At 37.0% G+C, this 16,042-nt stretch carries 13 protein-coding genes, 9 tRNA genes, 1 rRNA gene and 3 pseudogenes; 25 read left to right on the top strand and 1 reads right to left on the bottom strand.

Annotation, left to right across the window (positions count from 1 at the left end):
- From rrf to ACX5JI_RS23035, 21 genes and pseudogenes are all read left to right on the top strand, one after another.
- A 5S ribosomal RNA gene (gene rrf / locus ACX5JI_RS22935) occupies positions 1-116 on the top strand.
- A gap of 9 nt (positions 117-125) precedes the next feature.
- Positions 126-200 (top strand) — tRNA-Asn (locus ACX5JI_RS22940).
- 4 nt (positions 201-204) lie between these two features.
- Positions 205-277, top strand: a tRNA-Thr gene (locus ACX5JI_RS22945).
- Positions 278-299: 22 nt separating this feature from the next.
- Positions 300-374, top strand: a tRNA-Glu gene (locus tag ACX5JI_RS22950).
- 5 nt (positions 375-379) lie between these two features.
- Positions 380-455 (top strand) — tRNA-Val (locus ACX5JI_RS22955).
- A gap of 16 nt (positions 456-471) precedes the next feature.
- Positions 472-555: transfer RNA gene (locus tag ACX5JI_RS22960), tRNA-Tyr, on the top strand.
- Positions 556-621: 66 nt separating this feature from the next.
- Positions 622-696 (top strand) — tRNA-Gln (locus ACX5JI_RS22965).
- 5 nt (positions 697-701) lie between these two features.
- Positions 702-777, top strand: a tRNA-Lys gene (locus ACX5JI_RS22970).
- A gap of 5 nt (positions 778-782) precedes the next feature.
- Positions 783-854: transfer RNA gene (locus ACX5JI_RS22975), tRNA-Gly, on the top strand.
- A gap of 10 nt (positions 855-864) precedes the next feature.
- Positions 865-937 (top strand) — tRNA-Ala (locus ACX5JI_RS22980).
- 163 nt (positions 938-1,100) lie between these two features.
- A complete protein-coding gene (locus ACX5JI_RS22985) occupies positions 1,101-2,246 on the top strand; it encodes a glycerate kinase (protein ID WP_459503329.1) in 1,146 nt (381 codons plus the stop codon).
- 217 nt (positions 2,247-2,463) lie between these two features.
- A complete protein-coding gene (gene rocF, locus ACX5JI_RS22990) occupies positions 2,464-3,357 on the top strand; it encodes an arginase (RefSeq protein ID WP_459503330.1) in 894 nt (297 codons plus the stop codon).
- 260 nt (positions 3,358-3,617) lie between these two features.
- Positions 3,618-4,445: a diadenylate cyclase CdaA gene (gene cdaA / locus ACX5JI_RS22995; RefSeq protein ID WP_459503331.1), complete on the top strand. Its 828-nt coding sequence runs from the start codon at positions 3,618-3,620 to the stop codon at positions 4,443-4,445.
- Entirely contained in the window at positions 4,438-5,919 is a 1,482-nt protein-coding gene (locus ACX5JI_RS23000; protein WP_459503332.1) for a CdaR family protein, read from the top strand. Before cdaA ends, ACX5JI_RS23000 begins: the two co-directional genes overlap by 8 nt.
- Positions 5,912-7,258, top strand: coding sequence for a phosphoglucosamine mutase (glmM, locus tag ACX5JI_RS23005; RefSeq protein WP_459503333.1), 1,347 nt, complete (start codon positions 5,912-5,914; stop codon positions 7,256-7,258). Before ACX5JI_RS23000 ends, glmM begins: the two co-directional genes overlap by 8 nt.
- A gap of 287 nt (positions 7,259-7,545) precedes the next feature.
- Positions 7,546-7,729, top strand: a pseudogene (locus ACX5JI_RS23010) (hypothetical protein).
- Between the two features lie 12 nt (positions 7,730-7,741).
- The gene (gene glmS / locus ACX5JI_RS23015; RefSeq protein ID WP_459503334.1) at positions 7,742-9,544 is read left to right on the top strand and encodes a glutamine--fructose-6-phosphate transaminase (isomerizing); all 1,803 of its coding nucleotides are present in this window, start codon (positions 7,742-7,744) and stop codon (positions 9,542-9,544) included.
- A 419-nt stretch (positions 9,545-9,963) separates the two neighbouring features.
- Positions 9,964-10,446, top strand: a complete 483-nt coding sequence (locus ACX5JI_RS23020; protein ID WP_459503335.1) for a DUF2975 domain-containing protein — start codon at positions 9,964-9,966, stop codon at positions 10,444-10,446.
- A gap of 11 nt (positions 10,447-10,457) precedes the next feature.
- Positions 10,458-10,673, top strand: coding sequence for a helix-turn-helix domain-containing protein (locus ACX5JI_RS23025; RefSeq protein WP_017153334.1), 216 nt, complete (start codon positions 10,458-10,460; stop codon positions 10,671-10,673).
- Between the two features lie 47 nt (positions 10,674-10,720).
- A complete protein-coding gene (locus ACX5JI_RS23030; RefSeq protein ID WP_459503336.1) occupies positions 10,721-11,968 on the top strand; it encodes a DUF4153 domain-containing protein in 1,248 nt (415 codons plus the stop codon).
- Between the two features lie 607 nt (positions 11,969-12,575).
- Positions 12,576-12,790 (top strand): annotated as a pseudogene (locus ACX5JI_RS23035) (heteromeric transposase endonuclease subunit TnsA); the annotation flags it as partial.
- Positions 12,791-12,841: 51 nt separating this feature from the next.
- Here the strand turns inward: ACX5JI_RS23035 and ACX5JI_RS23040 are convergent.
- A complete protein-coding gene (locus ACX5JI_RS23040) occupies positions 12,842-13,510 on the bottom strand; it encodes a DUF4097 family beta strand repeat-containing protein (RefSeq protein ID WP_459503337.1) in 669 nt (222 codons plus the stop codon).
- 394 nt (positions 13,511-13,904) lie between these two features.
- On the opposite strand from ACX5JI_RS23040, the gene ACX5JI_RS23045 reads away from it, so the two are divergent.
- The 4 genes and pseudogenes from ACX5JI_RS23045 to ACX5JI_RS23060 form a co-directional block, all read left to right on the top strand.
- Positions 13,905-14,048 carry a hypothetical protein gene (locus ACX5JI_RS23045; RefSeq protein WP_003201958.1) on the top strand — a complete coding sequence of 48 codons (144 nt, stop codon included), beginning with the start codon at positions 13,905-13,907 and terminating at the stop codon, positions 14,046-14,048.
- 65 nt (positions 14,049-14,113) lie between these two features.
- Positions 14,114-14,872, top strand: coding sequence for a MerR family transcriptional regulator (locus ACX5JI_RS23050; protein WP_459503338.1), 759 nt, complete (start codon positions 14,114-14,116; stop codon positions 14,870-14,872).
- Positions 14,873-14,885: 13 nt separating this feature from the next.
- Positions 14,886-15,542 carry a GAP family protein gene (locus ACX5JI_RS23055; RefSeq protein WP_459503339.1) on the top strand — a complete coding sequence of 219 codons (657 nt, stop codon included), beginning with the start codon at positions 14,886-14,888 and terminating at the stop codon, positions 15,540-15,542.
- Between the two features lie 230 nt (positions 15,543-15,772).
- A pseudogene (locus ACX5JI_RS23060) lies at positions 15,773-16,034 on the top strand (hypothetical protein); the annotation flags it as partial.
- Between the last annotated feature and the right edge of the window lie 8 nt (positions 16,035-16,042).

Here is a 16,042-nt window from a genome sequence, read left to right on the forward strand (position 1 = left end):
TCTGGTAATGATGGCAGAGAGGTCACACCCGTTCCCATACCGAACACGGAAGTTAAGCTCTCTAGCGCCGATGGTAGTTGGGACCTTGTCCCTGTGAGAGTAGGACGTTGCCAGGCTTGTATTATTCCGCAGTAGCTCAGTGGTAGAGCTATCGGCTGTTAACCGATCGGTCGTAGGTTCGAGTCCTACCTGCGGAGCCATTATGCTTCCATAGCTCAGCTGGTAGAGCACTTCCATGGTAAGGAAGAGGTCACCGGTTCAAGCCCGGTTGGAAGCTTGCGAACGGTATTACAATTTTTGGCCCGTTGGTCAAGTGGTTAAGACACCGCCCTTTCACGGCGGTAACACGGGTTCGAATCCCGTACGGGTCACCACTTTTGGAGGATTAGCTCAGCTGGGAGAGCACCTGCCTTACAAGCAGGGGGTCGGCGGTTCGATCCCGTCATCCTCCACCATATTATTTATCATGTCGGAGGGGTAGCGAAGTGGCTAAACGCGGCGGACTGTAAATCCGCTCCTTCGGGTTCGGCAGTTCGAATCTGCCCCCCTCCACCATTTTTTTAAAAACAACCTGATAAAGGTTTATTTTTTTGAAAAGACAAGCATACTAGTAAATATTAATGGGCTATAGCCAAGCGGTAAGGCAACGGACTTTGACTCCGTCATGCGCTGGTTCGAATCCAGCTAGCCCAGCCATTTACGAGCCATTAGCTCAGTTGGTAGAGCATCTGACTTTTAATCAGAGGGTCGAAGGTTCGAATCCTTCATGGCTCACCATTTTTGCGGAAGTAGTTCAGTGGTAGAATACAACCTTGCCAAGGTTGGGGTCGCGGGTTCGAATCCCGTCTTCCGCTTTCTTACTTCGGGGCCTTAGCTCAGCTGGGAGAGCGCCTGCCTTGCACGCAGGAGGTCAGCGGTTCGATCCCGCTAGGCTCCATTATAAAATAGGAAAAAACCTTACATCAAAAGATGTAAGGTTTTTTGTTTATCTTGCTTAATAAGGATAAGTTTCTATGTAGTTCGTTTACAATAGAAAGATAAAATGAAATAGAGGGTTTGAATTCAAGCGTGTTTGTATGCGGGGAATGGAGGAAGCAGTGTTGAAAATTGTTATTGCATCTGATTCATATAAAGAAAGCTTACGAGCGATAGATGTATGTAAGGCTATTGAAAAAGGATTTACTAAAATTTTTCCTGAAGCTGAATATGTAACAATACCAATTGGAGATGGTGGCGAAGGAACCGTCCAATCTCTTGTTGATGCTACAGGTGGAAAGATTATTTCACTTCCTGTAACAGGACCACTTCTTGAGCGCGTAGAGGGGTTTTACGGCATTTCTCAAGATAAAAAGACAGCTTTTATTGAAATGGCAGCAGCATCGGGATTACACCATGTTCCAGTGCAAAAGCGAAATCCTCTCATCACAACGACAAAAGGAACCGGAGAACTCATATTAGATGCGCTGGATAAAGGCGTACAGCATATTATTTTAGGGCTTGGTGGGAGTGCCACGAACGATGGAGGGACCGGTATGCTCTCTGCTTTAGGTGTAAAGTTTTTAAAGCGAGATGGACGAGTAATAGAACCTGTCGGTGGAAATTTACATACTATTGATTCTTTTGACTTAACGAAGTTGGATTCTCGTTTAGCACATGTAAAAATAGAAGCGGCATGTGATGTAGATAATCCTTTAACAGGGCCAAAAGGAGCATCCTTTGTATTCGCAAAACAAAAAGGTGCAAGTCCAGAAATGATCACACAGTTAGATGACAACTTAAAGCATTATGCCCATGTATTAAAACAACATTTACATATTGATGTGGAAGAAATTGTAGGTGCAGGTGCAGCTGGGGGAGTAGGAGCTGCAGTTATTACTGTATTGCAAGGAAGCTTAAGAAAAGGAATTGAAATTGTATTAGACTATATAAACTTTGATGAACATATAAAAGAAGCGGATCTTGTTCTTACAGGTGAAGGAAGGATAGATGCACAAACAGCTTATGGAAAAGCACCAGTTGGAGTTGCTAGACGTGCAAAGAAATTCCATCTACCTGTTATAGCTATTGGGGGTTCCGTACTTTCTAATCACATTTCAGTTTATAAAGAAGGAATAGATGCTGTGTTTGCTGCTACATCAAGCCCAATGACGCTAGAAGAAGCGTGTATAACAGCAAGAGAAAATGTTGAAATGTCCGCGCAAAATATCGCATCTGTATGGAAAATAGCATCAGCAAGACGTCTCTAATATAGGAGACGTTTTTTATTTTTAATTATTTATATACATATGTAATGAGATTTCCTAAGGAAAGGTTCATCTTATGCATAAAATAGAGCTAGGAGATTAATTTTTCAGTTGATATGAATGAATAAGGTGTATATACATACAAAAAAATGTTGAGTTGAGTCAGACTATAGAAAAGATTTAAAATATTTAGTGAAGGCATAAAAGGGGGATACTATCTATGAAGAAAGAAATTTCAATCGTTGGAGTTCCAATGGACTTAGGACAAATGCGTCGCGGAGTCGATATGGGACCAAGTGCGATTCGTTATGCGGGAGTAATTGAAAGAATTCAAAATATTGGATATGACGTAGAAGATATTGGAGACATCTGTATCGAGAGAGAAAAAGAAGTAGCTGAAAATACAAAATTAAGAAACCTTGCACAAGTTGCTCATGTTTGCGATGAATTAGCAGGTAAGGTTGATAATATTATAGAAAAAGGTCGTTTTCCACTTGTACTAGGTGGTGATCATAGTATTGCTATTGGGACACTTGCTGGTGTAGCAAAGCATTATAAAAATTTAGGGGTTATTTGGTATGATGCTCATGGAGATTTAAATACAGAAGAGACATCACCATCTGGAAACATCCATGGTATGTCACTCGCAGCAAGTTTAGGTTATGGACATCCTTCACTTGTTAATTTATATGAAGGGTATCCAAAGGTTAAAAAGGAAAACGTTGTTATTATTGGTGCGCGTGCATTAGATGAAGGTGAAAAAGAATTCATTCGTAATGAAGGAATTAAAGTGTTCACAATGCATGAAATTGATCGCCTGGGTATGACCGCTGTTATGGAAGAAACAATGGCATATTTATCTCATACAGATGGTATCCATTTATCATTAGATTTAGATGGACTTGATCCGCATGATGCACCAGGAGTTGGGACGCCTGTAATGGGTGGATTATCATATCGTGAAAGTCATTTAGCGATGGAAATGTTAGCAGAGGCTGATATTATTACATCTGCTGAATTTGTGGAAGTAAATCCGATTTTAGATGAGAAAAATAGAACGGCAACAGCAGCTGTCGCTTTAATGGGTTCTTTATTCGGTGAAAAACTAAAATAAATGTAAAAAAGCAGCTATAATGCTGCTTTTTTTATTGTAAAATGAGAGTATAATAATGAGTTATATTATACCGCTTTATAAAAAAGGTCCGACATCTTACCAATTTCAACCAAGTGAAGAACGTTGTTTGTAATTGTCGTTTCTTTCATGTATGGTATAATTAACTAGTTGTTGTAAATACATACAGATAGAGCAGAATAATAATATTTCAGTATTAAGTATATAGATAAAATTGCTCATAAGTAGGAGGAAGGATTAGCATGCCTTTTGGAGATATGAACCTTTTGAAATATCTCAGTACGATATTAGATATCGCCGTTGTCTGGTTTGTTATATATAAGCTAATTCTTGTAATCCGAGGGACGAAAGCTGTTCAACTTTTGAAAGGGATTACAGTTATTATTATCGTTCGTATATTCAGTTATTTGTTTGAGTTGCATACACTGCAATGGCTCACGGATCAAGCTTTGACATGGGGATTTTTAGCGATAATAATTATTTTCCAACCAGAGCTTAGACGAGCGCTTGAACAATTAGGAAGAGGAAGCTTATTTTCTCGTGCAATTGGTCAGGAAGAAGAAGAGCGTGAAATAGTTGCAAATGCTGTGGCAAAGGCAACTGAATATATGGGGAAAAGACGCATTGGTGCGCTTATTACATTATCTAAAGAAACTGGGATGGGAGATTATATAGAAACGGGAATTCCGTTAAATGCAAATGTGTCATCAGAACTGCTTATTAATATCTTTATTCCCAATACACCGCTTCATGATGGAGCTGTTATTATGCAGGGGAATACGATTAGAGCAGCAGCATGCTACTTGCCATTATCAGAAAGTCCGTTCATATCAAAAGAATTAGGAACGCGTCATCGGGCTGCGATGGGGGTTAGTGAAGTAACTGATAGCGTCACAGTAGTCGTATCAGAAGAAACTGGTCAAATCTCTTTAACTAAAAATGGAGAATTGCATCGTGATTTAAAAGTCGAACAGTTGAAAGAGATGCTTTTAGTAGAGTTCAGCGGAAATGTGAAGACAACTTCTTCATCTTTATGGAATTGGAATTGGAGGAGAAAGCGTCATGGATAAGTTGATGGAGAACCACTGGTTTCTAAAAGGAATTTCATTACTATTGGCGTTAATGCTTTACATGTCAACGAATTTGTCAGATAAAACTATTTCCAGCAATAAGAACGCATCGCCTTTTCCAACAGGTGATGTAACAGAAACAATTTCTAACATTACAGTAGCAGTAAACTACGATGAAGATAAATATATTGTAAGTGGTATTCCAAAGTATGTAAAAGTAAAATTGGAAGGATCAAAAAACATAATTACTGCAGCAAGGTCACAACGTGATTTTGGGGTATCTGTAGATTTAAGTGGATATTCTGCAGGAACATACGATGTACCTTTAAAGTATACCGGGATGGAAAGTAATTTAAAAGCAACTGTGCAACCGGCGAAAATTAAAGTTACAATCCAAAATAAGGCGAAGAAGTCAGTTCCTGTGGAAGTGAAGTATTCGAATGAGGATCAGGTGCCGGGAGGTAGTATCGTTGAAAAACCGACTATTAAACCGGGAACTGTCGAAGTTATTGGTACAGAAGATGAACTAGAAAAGGTGGCTTTTGCTAGGGCATCTATTGATTTGAAAGGGATAACAAAAACAGTTACAAAGACAGTTGGAATTGTACTATATGATGCAGATGGTCAAAAATTAGACTTACAAACAACACCTTCTAAGGTAAGTGTTACGATCCCGGTTTCAAATCCAGGTGCAGCGAATAATATTGAAAAAACTGTACCATTAACGTATGTGAAAAAAGGGAGTATATCAGAAGGGCTGGCTATTACAAACATCGGTATCGAACCAAATGAAGTGACAATATCAGGTCCAAAAGATGTGTTGGATACGATAAAGTCCTTGGAGGGCGTCGAAGTAGATCTTAGTAAAATTACGGAGACTACGACATTCGATGCCTCTGTTTTATTACCGAAAGGTGTAACAACTGTAAACCCGAGCCAAGTAAAAGTTTCTGTTGAAGTGCAAAAGCAAAAAAATACAAAGCATAAGACGATAGATGGCATTTCTATACAGAAAAATGGGTTGTCAGATGAATTCACTTTACAATTACTTTCTCCGCAAAATGGGAAGATAAGTGTTGAAATTTCAGGGGAAGAAAATGTAGTAGATAAAATAACAGCAGCACAAATAACAGCGTCAATTAATCTACAAAATGTATCTTCTGGAACGCACGATATTCCAATTCAAGTTAGTGGTCCTGATAATGTCGTAATAGAAATAAAACAAAAAAATGCAAAGATAAATGTCGTGAAAAAGGAAAAACCAGATCAAGAAGTACAAGGAAGACCAGAGCAACCAGATTCACAACCAAACAAAGAAAAAGAACCAGAAAAAGAAAAAGAACCAGAAAAAGAAAAAGAGCCAGAAAAAGAAAAAGAGCCAGAAAAAGAACCAGAAAAACCAAATGGGCAAGACAAAGAGAATGAAACAGAAAAACAAACAGAGCAAGAAAAAGGAGCGAATAACAATGGGTAAATATTTTGGTACAGATGGTGTGCGCGGTGTCGCAAATAAGGAATTGACGCCTGAATTAGCATTTAAAATTGGGCGTTTTGGGGGATATGTATTAACAAAAGATACAGATCGTCCGAAAATTATTATTGGCCGAGATACACGTGTATCTGGCCATATGTTAGAAGGTGCTTTAGTAGCAGGTCTATTGTCAACTGGAGCAGAAGTTATGCGCCTTGGTGTTATCTCAACTCCTGGAGTTGCGTATTTAACAAAAGCGCTAGATGCACAAGCAGGTGTTATGATTTCAGCATCTCATAACCCAGTACAAGATAACGGAATTAAATTTTTCGGTTCAGATGGATTTAAACTAACTGATGAGCAAGAAGCAGAGATTGAGACTTTATTAGATAAAGAAGTGGATGAATTACCACGTCCAACAGGAACAGAACTTGGGCAAGTGAATGACTACTTTGAGGGCGGACAAAAATATTTACAATACATTAAACAAACTGTAGAAGAAGATTTCTCAGGGTTACATATTGCTTTAGATTGTGCACATGGGGCAACATCTTCCCTAGCACCATACTTATTTGCAGATTTAGAAGCGGATATTTCTACAATGGGAACTTCACCAAACGGTATGAATATTAATGACGGTGTTGGTTCTACACATCCAGAAGGTTTGGCGAAATTAGTAAAAGAAAAAGGTGCGGATATTGGGCTTGCTTTTGATGGTGATGGGGACCGTTTAATTGCAGTAGATGAAAAAGGAAACATTGTTGATGGGGATCAAATTATGTACATTTGTGCGAAGTACATGAAAGAAACTGGTCAGCTAAAACATAACACAGTTGTTTCAACAGTTATGAGTAACTTAGGATTCTATAAAGCAGTTGAAGCAAATGGTATTACAAGTAATAAAACAGCAGTTGGCGATCGCTATGTAATGGAGGAGATGAAACGCGGCGGTTATAACCTTGGCGGTGAACAATCTGGCCATATCATTTTGCTTGATTACATTACAACTGGTGATGGAATGTTAAGTGCACTTCAGCTTGTAAATATCATGAAAATGACGAAAAAGCCACTATCTGAGCTTGCTGGTGAAATGACGAAGTTCCCACAATTGCTAGTGAACGTTCGTGTAACAGATAAAAAATTAGCTTTAGAAAATGAAAAAATTAAAGAAATTATCCGTGTGGTAGAAGAAGAAATGAATGGAGATGGCCGTATTCTCGTTCGTCCATCTGGAACAGAGCCATTAATCCGTGTAATGGCAGAAGCACCAACACAAGAGCTTTGTGATGGATATGTACATCGTATTGTAGAAGTTGTGAAAGCTGAAGTTGGCGCTGAATAATTCGCCAATTTTATATGAAAAAGAAGCACTCTTTGTGCTTCTTTTTCATATGTTTTATAGACAATGAAAAATTTTCATTGACGGTTTATGTTGTTTGTTATAAGATGGTTTTGTTCTTTTTCTCAAAGTAAATATTGTAAATTATAAAAGCGCCAGAACTACAAGTTGTGTAGTTGACGAGGAGGAGTTTTATCGAGATTTCGGCGGATGACTCCCGGTTGTTCATCACAACCGAAAGCTTTTACTTAAATCACTGAGGTGACTTGGTGGACAAAGGTAAAGGTGTGATGAGAGAAAAGGAACGGATGAATACTAGCTGTATAAGTATATACGGACTGAAACCAATCGAGAGGAAGGTGAAAGCCGTTACAGACTTACAGGGCTAGCAATATGTAATCCGTTTTTTTATATATAAATAATGGGATCGGACTATGTCGTTACATGTTCGCAAAGCAATGTAAGTATTTGTAACGGCGACTAAACATGTGTGGAATCGTAGGATTTATTGGAGAGCAGGATGCAAAGGAAATTTTATTAAAAGGCTTAGAGAAGTTAGAATACCGTGGATATGATTCAGCGGGTATTGCAGTACAAGCAGACAATGGTGTCGTTGTATACAAAGAAAAAGGTCGTATTGCAAAACTTCGTGAAATCGTAGATGAGAATGTAGTTGCAAGCGTGGGGATCGGTCACACACGCTGGGCTACACATGGTGTTCCAAGCACAGTAAACGCACATCCGCATCAAAGTACATCAAAACGCTTTACACTTGTTCATAATGGTGTAATTGAAAATTATGAATTAGTGAAAAAAGAATATCTTCAAGATGTAACGTTTGTAAGTGAAACAGATACGGAAGTTATCGTTCAGCTTATGGAACAACAAGTAAACACAGGAGTAAGTGTAGAAGAGGCATTCCGTAAAACGTTATCCTTGTTACATGGTTCTTATGCGATTGGATTACTTGATGCTGAAAATCCAAACATGATTTATGTTGCTAAAAACAAAAGCCCGCTATTAGTAGGTGTTGGTGACAATTTTAATGTTGTTGCAAGCGATGCAATGGCGATGTTACAAGTTACAGATCAATTTATCGAGTTAATGGATAAAGAAATAGTGATCGTAACACAAGAAAGCATTACAATTAAAAACTTACAAGGTGAAACGATTGAACGTGCACCGTTTACAGCTGAATTAGATGCAAGTGATATTGAAAAAGGAACATATCCTCATTTCATGCTAAAAGAAATTGATGAACAGCCACTTGTCATTCGTAATATTATTCAAAAGTATCAAAGTGAAAATGGCGAAATTGAATTGGACGAAGACATTCGAAATGCAATTTTAGATAGCGATCGTATTTATATTATTGCATGTGGAACAAGTTATCATGCTGGTCTTGTTGGGAAGCAATTCATCGAAAAATTTGCGAAAATACCTGTAGAAGTACACGTAGCAAGTGAATTCTCTTACAATATGCCACTACTAACAGAAAAACCATTCTTTATTTACATTTCACAGAGTGGTGAAACAGCAGATAGCCGTGCCGTACTTGTGCAAACAAATGAAATGGGTCATAAAGCATTAACAATGACAAACGTACCAGGCTCTACACTTTCTCGTGAAGCTGATTATACATTGCCTTTATATGCAGGGCCAGAAATCGCAGTTGCTTCTACGAAAGCTTATACAGCGCAGCTAGCAGTACTAGCAATCTTAGCAACTGACATTGCAAAAGCAAAAGGAAACGTTCTTGCTTTTGATTTAATACATGAATTAGGTCTCGTAGCGAATGCAATGGAAGTACTTTGTAATCAAAAAGAAGAAATGGATGCACTTGCAAAACAATTTTTAGCAACAACACGCAACTGTTTCTTCATTGGCCGTAGCGTAGACTTCTACGTAGGTTTAGAAGGTGCGTTAAAGCTAAAAGAAATCTCTTACATCCAAGCAGAAGGTTTTGCTGGTGGAGAGCTAAAGCATGGTACAATCGCGTTAATTGAAAAAGGTACACCAGTTATTGCACTTGCTACCCAAGAGCACGTAAATCTCGGAATTCGCGGTAACGTAAAAGAAGTCGTAGCACGCGGAGCTAACCCATGTATCATCTCAATGAAAGGCTTAGAAATGGATGGAGATAGTTTCATACTACCATCTGTGCACGAAGCATTAGCACCGCTTGTAGCAGTTATTCCGCTACAACTTATCTCATACTATGCAGCCCTTCACCGTGAGTGTGATGTTGATAAGCCACGTAATTTAGCTAAATCGGTTACGGTTGAGTAGAAGATTGGGAGAAGCGTTTTATTGTTGTGGATTTGATATAAAGTGACAAAAAAGTTGTTTAATTTACAATAAAGTCGTTTAAAAAATAATAAAGTTGTTTAATAAAATGCGAGTCATTCCATTCAACAATCGGGCCATTTTGTGGAATAACACTTAATAAGAAAATTAGATATTTCTGTTAAAGCATATAGAGAATATTGTGAAGAAACGTACTTAAGCTAACTGGCAGGTTAGCTGTACAAGTTATAAATTTAATACTTTAAAGTTATAGAGCATTTCTTTTAATGAGGAATGCTTTTTATTTTTGCTTAAAACAAAAACCCACAATAAAAATGTTATCCAAATTAATAAAAATTTATTGTAAAACGATAAAATATATATTAAAATCAAAATCAGAATAAATAAGTGAGGTGCTTTTTATGGAAAAAGTAACAACGTTGTTTTTAAAAATAGCTGTTATTCTTTTAGGAGTCCCAGTTCTCGCTCTGTGTATTTTTTTTGTGCCTGAGATGGCGAATCTTGCAGCAAAATTGCTTCCAGAGTTTGCTTTTATAAAATATCTCGTTTTCATCGCTTTTGATGCATCGGCGATACCTTTTTACTTTGCTTTGTATCAGGCTTTCAAACTCTTACGCTATATTGACAAAAATAAAGCTTTCTCCGATTTATCTGTAAAAGCCTTAAAGAAAATCAAATACTGTGCCATCACAATCAGTATTTTGCATATGCTAGTTTGGCCTCTCTTCTATATCTTTGCGGAAGTAGACGACGCACCAGGAGTTATCTTTATCGGATTGGTTGTTCCTTTTGCTTCGATGGTTATCGCAGTCTTTGCGGCTGTTCTCCAAAAACTTTTACAAGAAGCAATTAATATCAAATCAGAAAATGATTTAACGGTCTGAGGTGAATAACAATGGCAATTATAATCAATATTGATGTGATGTTAGCAAAAAGGAAAATGAGCGTAACAGAACTTTCGGAGAAGGTTGGAATAACAATGGCGAACCTTTCTATATTGAAAAATGGAAAGGCAAAAGCGATTCGATTATCCACTTTAGAGGCAATTTGTAAGGCTTTAGAATGTCAGCCTGGAGATATTTTAGAATACAAAAGTGACGAAGACAGTTAAATTAATCAATGACACTTAATATAACAATTATCAGGGGAGGTATAACTATGGACATTTACAATTTGATTATTGAAAATATTACTAACCCTCATGAGCTGGAGAGAATGTATAGAAAGGACCCGAAAACTTTTAAAAAGTCATTCTCACACGCATGGGAACAAAATCCTGATTCTCAGGTTCTTGACGTTTGGTATGAAAGATTGCATTTCAAGGAGACGGCAAATACAGAAAAATCTTCCTTGCTTCAAAAGGGTTTCTTATTCATGGGCATTTTAGCCATTCTGGCCGGGATAAGCACCAGGATCATTTTCCATTTTGTCGAACTGGAAGCAATTGCTCCAATTAACCTGGCTTTTGGTATAATTCCCTTTATTGCTGCCTATTTTGTTTACAATAATACTCCGAAAAAAAGTGTTATTTATTCCCTTGCAGCGTTGTTCCTAATTTCCGTTTTTTATCTTAATATGCTGCCATTAAATTATAAAGACAGTATTATCCTTACTTATTTACACCTTCCCATATTCTTATGGGTATTGGTAGGGCTTGCATTCACAGGAAATGAATATTCAAAAGGCAGTACAAGATTAGCCTTTATTAAATTTAATTTGGAATATTGTATTCTCTACGCCAGCATGGCAGTTAGCGGAATGGTACTAGCAGCATTAACCATGCAGTTATTTAGCTTTGTTGGCTTGGATATAGAAGACTTCTACTTTAGTAATGTCGTTTTATTTGGTGCTGCCGCTCTCGCTATTGTGGCTGCATACCTGGTATCAATGAATCTTAAACTTGCTAAGAATATTACACCATATATAGCTAAAATTTTTAGTCCTCTTGTCCTGGTCACATTGTTGGTCTATCTTATAACGGTTATATGGGTCGGAAAAAATCCATTCTTGGACCGCAATTTCCTGATAGTCTTCAACGGAATACTCCTTGGTGTATTGGCCGTTACCATATTTTCCATTATCGAGAGCGACTCAGACGAGAAAAAGAACATTTCAGATTATATAAATTTTGCCTTAATTGTTCTTGCGCTTATCATTGACAGTGTGGCTTTGTCAGCCATCGTGTTCAGACTTTCTTCTTATGGGATTACGCCTAATAGACTTGCTGTTTTAGGAGTAAACATACTTATCTGGGCAAATCTAATTTGGATTATGCTCTCCTATATGCGTTTTCTACAAAACAAATCTGGACCTTCAACTATCCAAGATGCCGTTACTAAGTATTTGCCGGTCTACGGACTTTGGGCAGCTTTCGTTATATTTACTTTTCCTATAATTTTTAATTAGAAAGGCTCTGTTAATGTAACGAAAAGCTAATCTTCTATAACGTATAAAATCCTTAGAGCCGATATTATGCAGCTTTTTATACAGAGTTGCATAATAACGGCTTATTTTTATTACTAAAGTTAAAAAGAGGGTATTCAAACTAGAAGACATAATATATTGTTGCAACTGGATTCTTTAAAATATGTCCAGTTTCATGTGCCCAACGAAAAAGGACTTCATGAAACGTATTTGATAAGCTAAACTTGCAGGTTTTAAGTTTGAGTTTGATTTAGATTAAATGTGAAAAGGTATACTTACACTAAAGGGGGCTTTTCTTCAATAAGATTTGAATAATGATCTTTAATAATCGGGCGCGATTGTTGAATAAAACTTAGATTTTCAAACGACCTTATTGTTATATTTTTTAGTGTAGTGAAGTATCTTACATCAAAAATTAAACAACTATATTTTTAACCCCGTCCTAAATTTAGAACGGGGTTATGCTTGTTTGAGCTTTTAAAATTAAATAACTTTATTGTCATTTTACATTTGAAATAAAGATTAACTGTTTATAAAAAAGTTGCGAAGTTTTACCCCTTTAGATATTTTTGTCTAAAGGGGTGTTTTTATGTCTAAAAGAAAAAGAACATCTGAAATTGAAAAGTGGATGAAGCAAGGTCGAGGTTCAGGTATAGGTCCAGATTATCAGCCTTAGTTGAAGATTCAAGCTGTTTCATCATTGGGTAGATCAATGAGATTAAGGGTATCAAAACGAAGCGTCAGCATGAATTTTTATCAGACTTGGAACGAAACCACTTTTACTTAACTGAATTTTCGTGTTTATAGATAGATATTAGAGAGAAATTCCCTCTATTACTTCAAATAGTACCTGTATTATTTCAATGATATATTTCCCGAAGAGGTTTCCAATTGCACTTTATAATCCCCGCTCCCAAACGTTCCTTTTGTTTCTTTTTTATCTTGTTGATGATTATTCAATACGATGCCGACTGAACGTCTCCCGCTGTCGGATTTGAGGAGTAGCGTGATATCTGGTTCATCCCCATTCAAGGAAACGTCCACATTTCCACTTGTTGTAGTAACGTAAATCTCACTATGAAAGTGAAGGAAGTCAAGTTTTACGTTGCCACTACTTCCATTAACTCGCAGGTTATGCGTTTGCAGCTCCTTACCAACGACGCTGCCAGAAGAGCCACCGACTATGATTTCTCCTGTGAATTCAGTGGGAATTCGAACTTCCAATTGGGGCATTCGATCGAGTTTAAACAGACGGGTTATATCATTTTTTACTCGAATCATTATTTTTCGTTTCCCCTTATCCATTAAAATTCCCGGACCATTGTCGTTTAAAAGTAAGTAAGCTTCCAATTCATCTATATCCGCTGATACCATATTTATCTTTGTGCTTCCATGATCTATGTGAATGGTATCTATATCTTTAAGGGAAGTCATTTGAAAGTCTTCACTTTCCAAACCTTCCGTACAGGCACTTAAAAACATTACAGCAAAAAGAGCCGACATGACCATAAAGTATTTCTTCATCTTACAACACTCCTCTCGTTGGATACCATTATAGAAGGCGACGTTACGTCAATTTCAAGTTTTATATAGATTTATTAATGAAAATTAAAAAAAGTCTAAAAAAACTTGAAGTTTACGTTGCGTCATTTTATATACTGTTTAGTAACTACTATATATTCATTTTGATTTTTCGACATATAAGTCGCGGCTATGGATAACAAAAGGTGACCTGTACTCGTTTTTTCTCTTTGTTTTCACTTGGCATGGGGCACAGGAAAAGGATCTAACCGCTTCTATGCATGAACGGATGCTCTCTCCCATCTAAAAAGAAGGGTTTTATATCGGTTTTTTAATTTTTATTTATATATTTAGAGATACCTAGATAAAAGAGATTAGGAAAATAGGAGGTTTTTAGATGAAACAGGGAGATATTATTATTTATGGAAGCGTCATTATAGGTGCTGGTATTGGACTCACATTGGATAATGCATTTCCTGGTGTACTGATTGGCTTAGGGGCAGGATACTTACTTAAAAATTTTTTTCGTAAAGAAGAATAAATGTGGAATAAATAAAACAATTGTTAACGATAGGGTCTTAACGTACAGAAAGGTAGGTTTATCAGTTGATACACATTAATAAGGTTGGGGAGCTGACAGGTGTTACAGTAAGAACACTGCGTTACTACGATCAAATTGGATTATTAGAACCAGCATCCAAAACAGAGGGTGGCCATCGTTTATATACGAATGAAGAAATAAAAAAACTACAGCAGGTTCAATTTTTAAAAAAGGTTGGATTTCCGTTACATGAGATTAAGAATATGCTCGCTTCCAGTGCGTGGGATTGGTCGGATAGTTTAAAGAGTCAATTATCTTTTATAATAAAAGAACAGGAAAATTTAAAGAAAATAGAGTTATCCTTACGGGAAATGATACATGGAATCGCGATAGAAGGAGAAGAAAACTGGATCGCGATTCAGAAGATTATGCAATTATCCAGTAAAGATAAAGAAATACAGCAGTATTATCGTGAATCCGTATTTAAAGACAGAGAAATAAAACTATGGGAAAAGGTTCCCAATATGACAAGTGACAGCTCTGATTCACTCGAATGGATTGCTCTGATAGGTCAGTTAAAGCGTTATATGAAGGACGGCCCAAAAGCACCCAAAGTCCAAAATATCATTAGAAGAATGGATGAAAAGCGCTTAGAGGAGTTTGAAGGTGAGGATGAATTTTTAGATAAGCTGTGGGAAATAAGGATGTCGCCGAAGCAATCAGAGAAACTGAGATTATATCCAATCGACCAGGATGTGCTTGAGTTTATGGATCAGGCATATGCCATTTTTATGGATGAAAAGAATAATCCCCAACCGGAATAAGGGGGAAAGAATGATGAGTACAGAACTACTTCTCCTAATAGGGGGATTGGCCCTATTGGACACGCTAAGCCCTACCACATTAGGGGTAACAGTATATTTGCTTTTAACAGATAAAGAGAGACTTACCAAACGTTTATTGGTTTATTTATTGACGATAGCAGGATTTTATTTTGCTGTTGGAGTTTCACTCATGTTAGGATTAGATTTCTTGCTTGAGATTATTTCTGGCGTATTTCAAAATCGAATCGTAAGCTGGACGTTCTTTATTATTGGGGGGATATTGTTCATAGCAAGTTTTTATGTTCCAACAAAGAAAAGTTCAGACCTACCTGCACCAAAATCAAAAAGCATTCTTTCAATGGTTGCTCTGGGATTCACTATTTCATTAATTGAAGTAGGTACTGCATTTCCTTATTTTGCAGCAATTGGCATAATGACTACTTCTAATCTATCGTGGGTGGAATGGTCTTCTATTTTAGCTGGATACAACTTTATCATGGTGTTGCCTTCCCTCGTGCTGTTTCTCTTCTATCTCTTGTTTGGGCGATGGATGCAAACATCTCTCGAGAAGCTTCGAGTGAAAATCGCTGATAATACAGGATCGGCTCTTTCGTGGATTATGTGTATAGTTGGACTCATCCTGATTTTTAATAGCCTGGATTATTTGTAGGATGTTTGACCAGAGTATTAGATAAAAGTAGAATTATTCACCAATCGGGTACGATTTTTGAATAACAAAGGCAAAAAATGATTAAATTTTTTTATAAAGACCAATTTTAATTCTGCTGAAGAAGAATCCATTTTGATCAAACTTTATTACAAAGCTACAATTTGTGTAGCTTTGTAATAAAGTTGCACCGTTTTCCCCCTTTAGATATGATTATCTAAAGGGGTGTTTTTATGTCGAAAAGAAAAAGAACACCTAAAATCGATAAGTGGATGAAAGAGGGTAGAGGAACAGGTAGTGGAGCAGAGTATCAGCCTTGGCTTAAAATTCAAGATGTTTCCTCATTAGGGTGATCAACAAGATTAAAAGGTATAAAGACCGCCAGACAACATGAGTTTTTATCGGATTTGGAACGGAACTACTTTTATTTAACTGAATTTTCCGATATTTTTAGATATTCGTGAACAATTTTCTTTATTACTACAAGAACACAGTTCTAAAGG

This window comes from Bacillus sp. C1 (assembly GCF_054570475.1).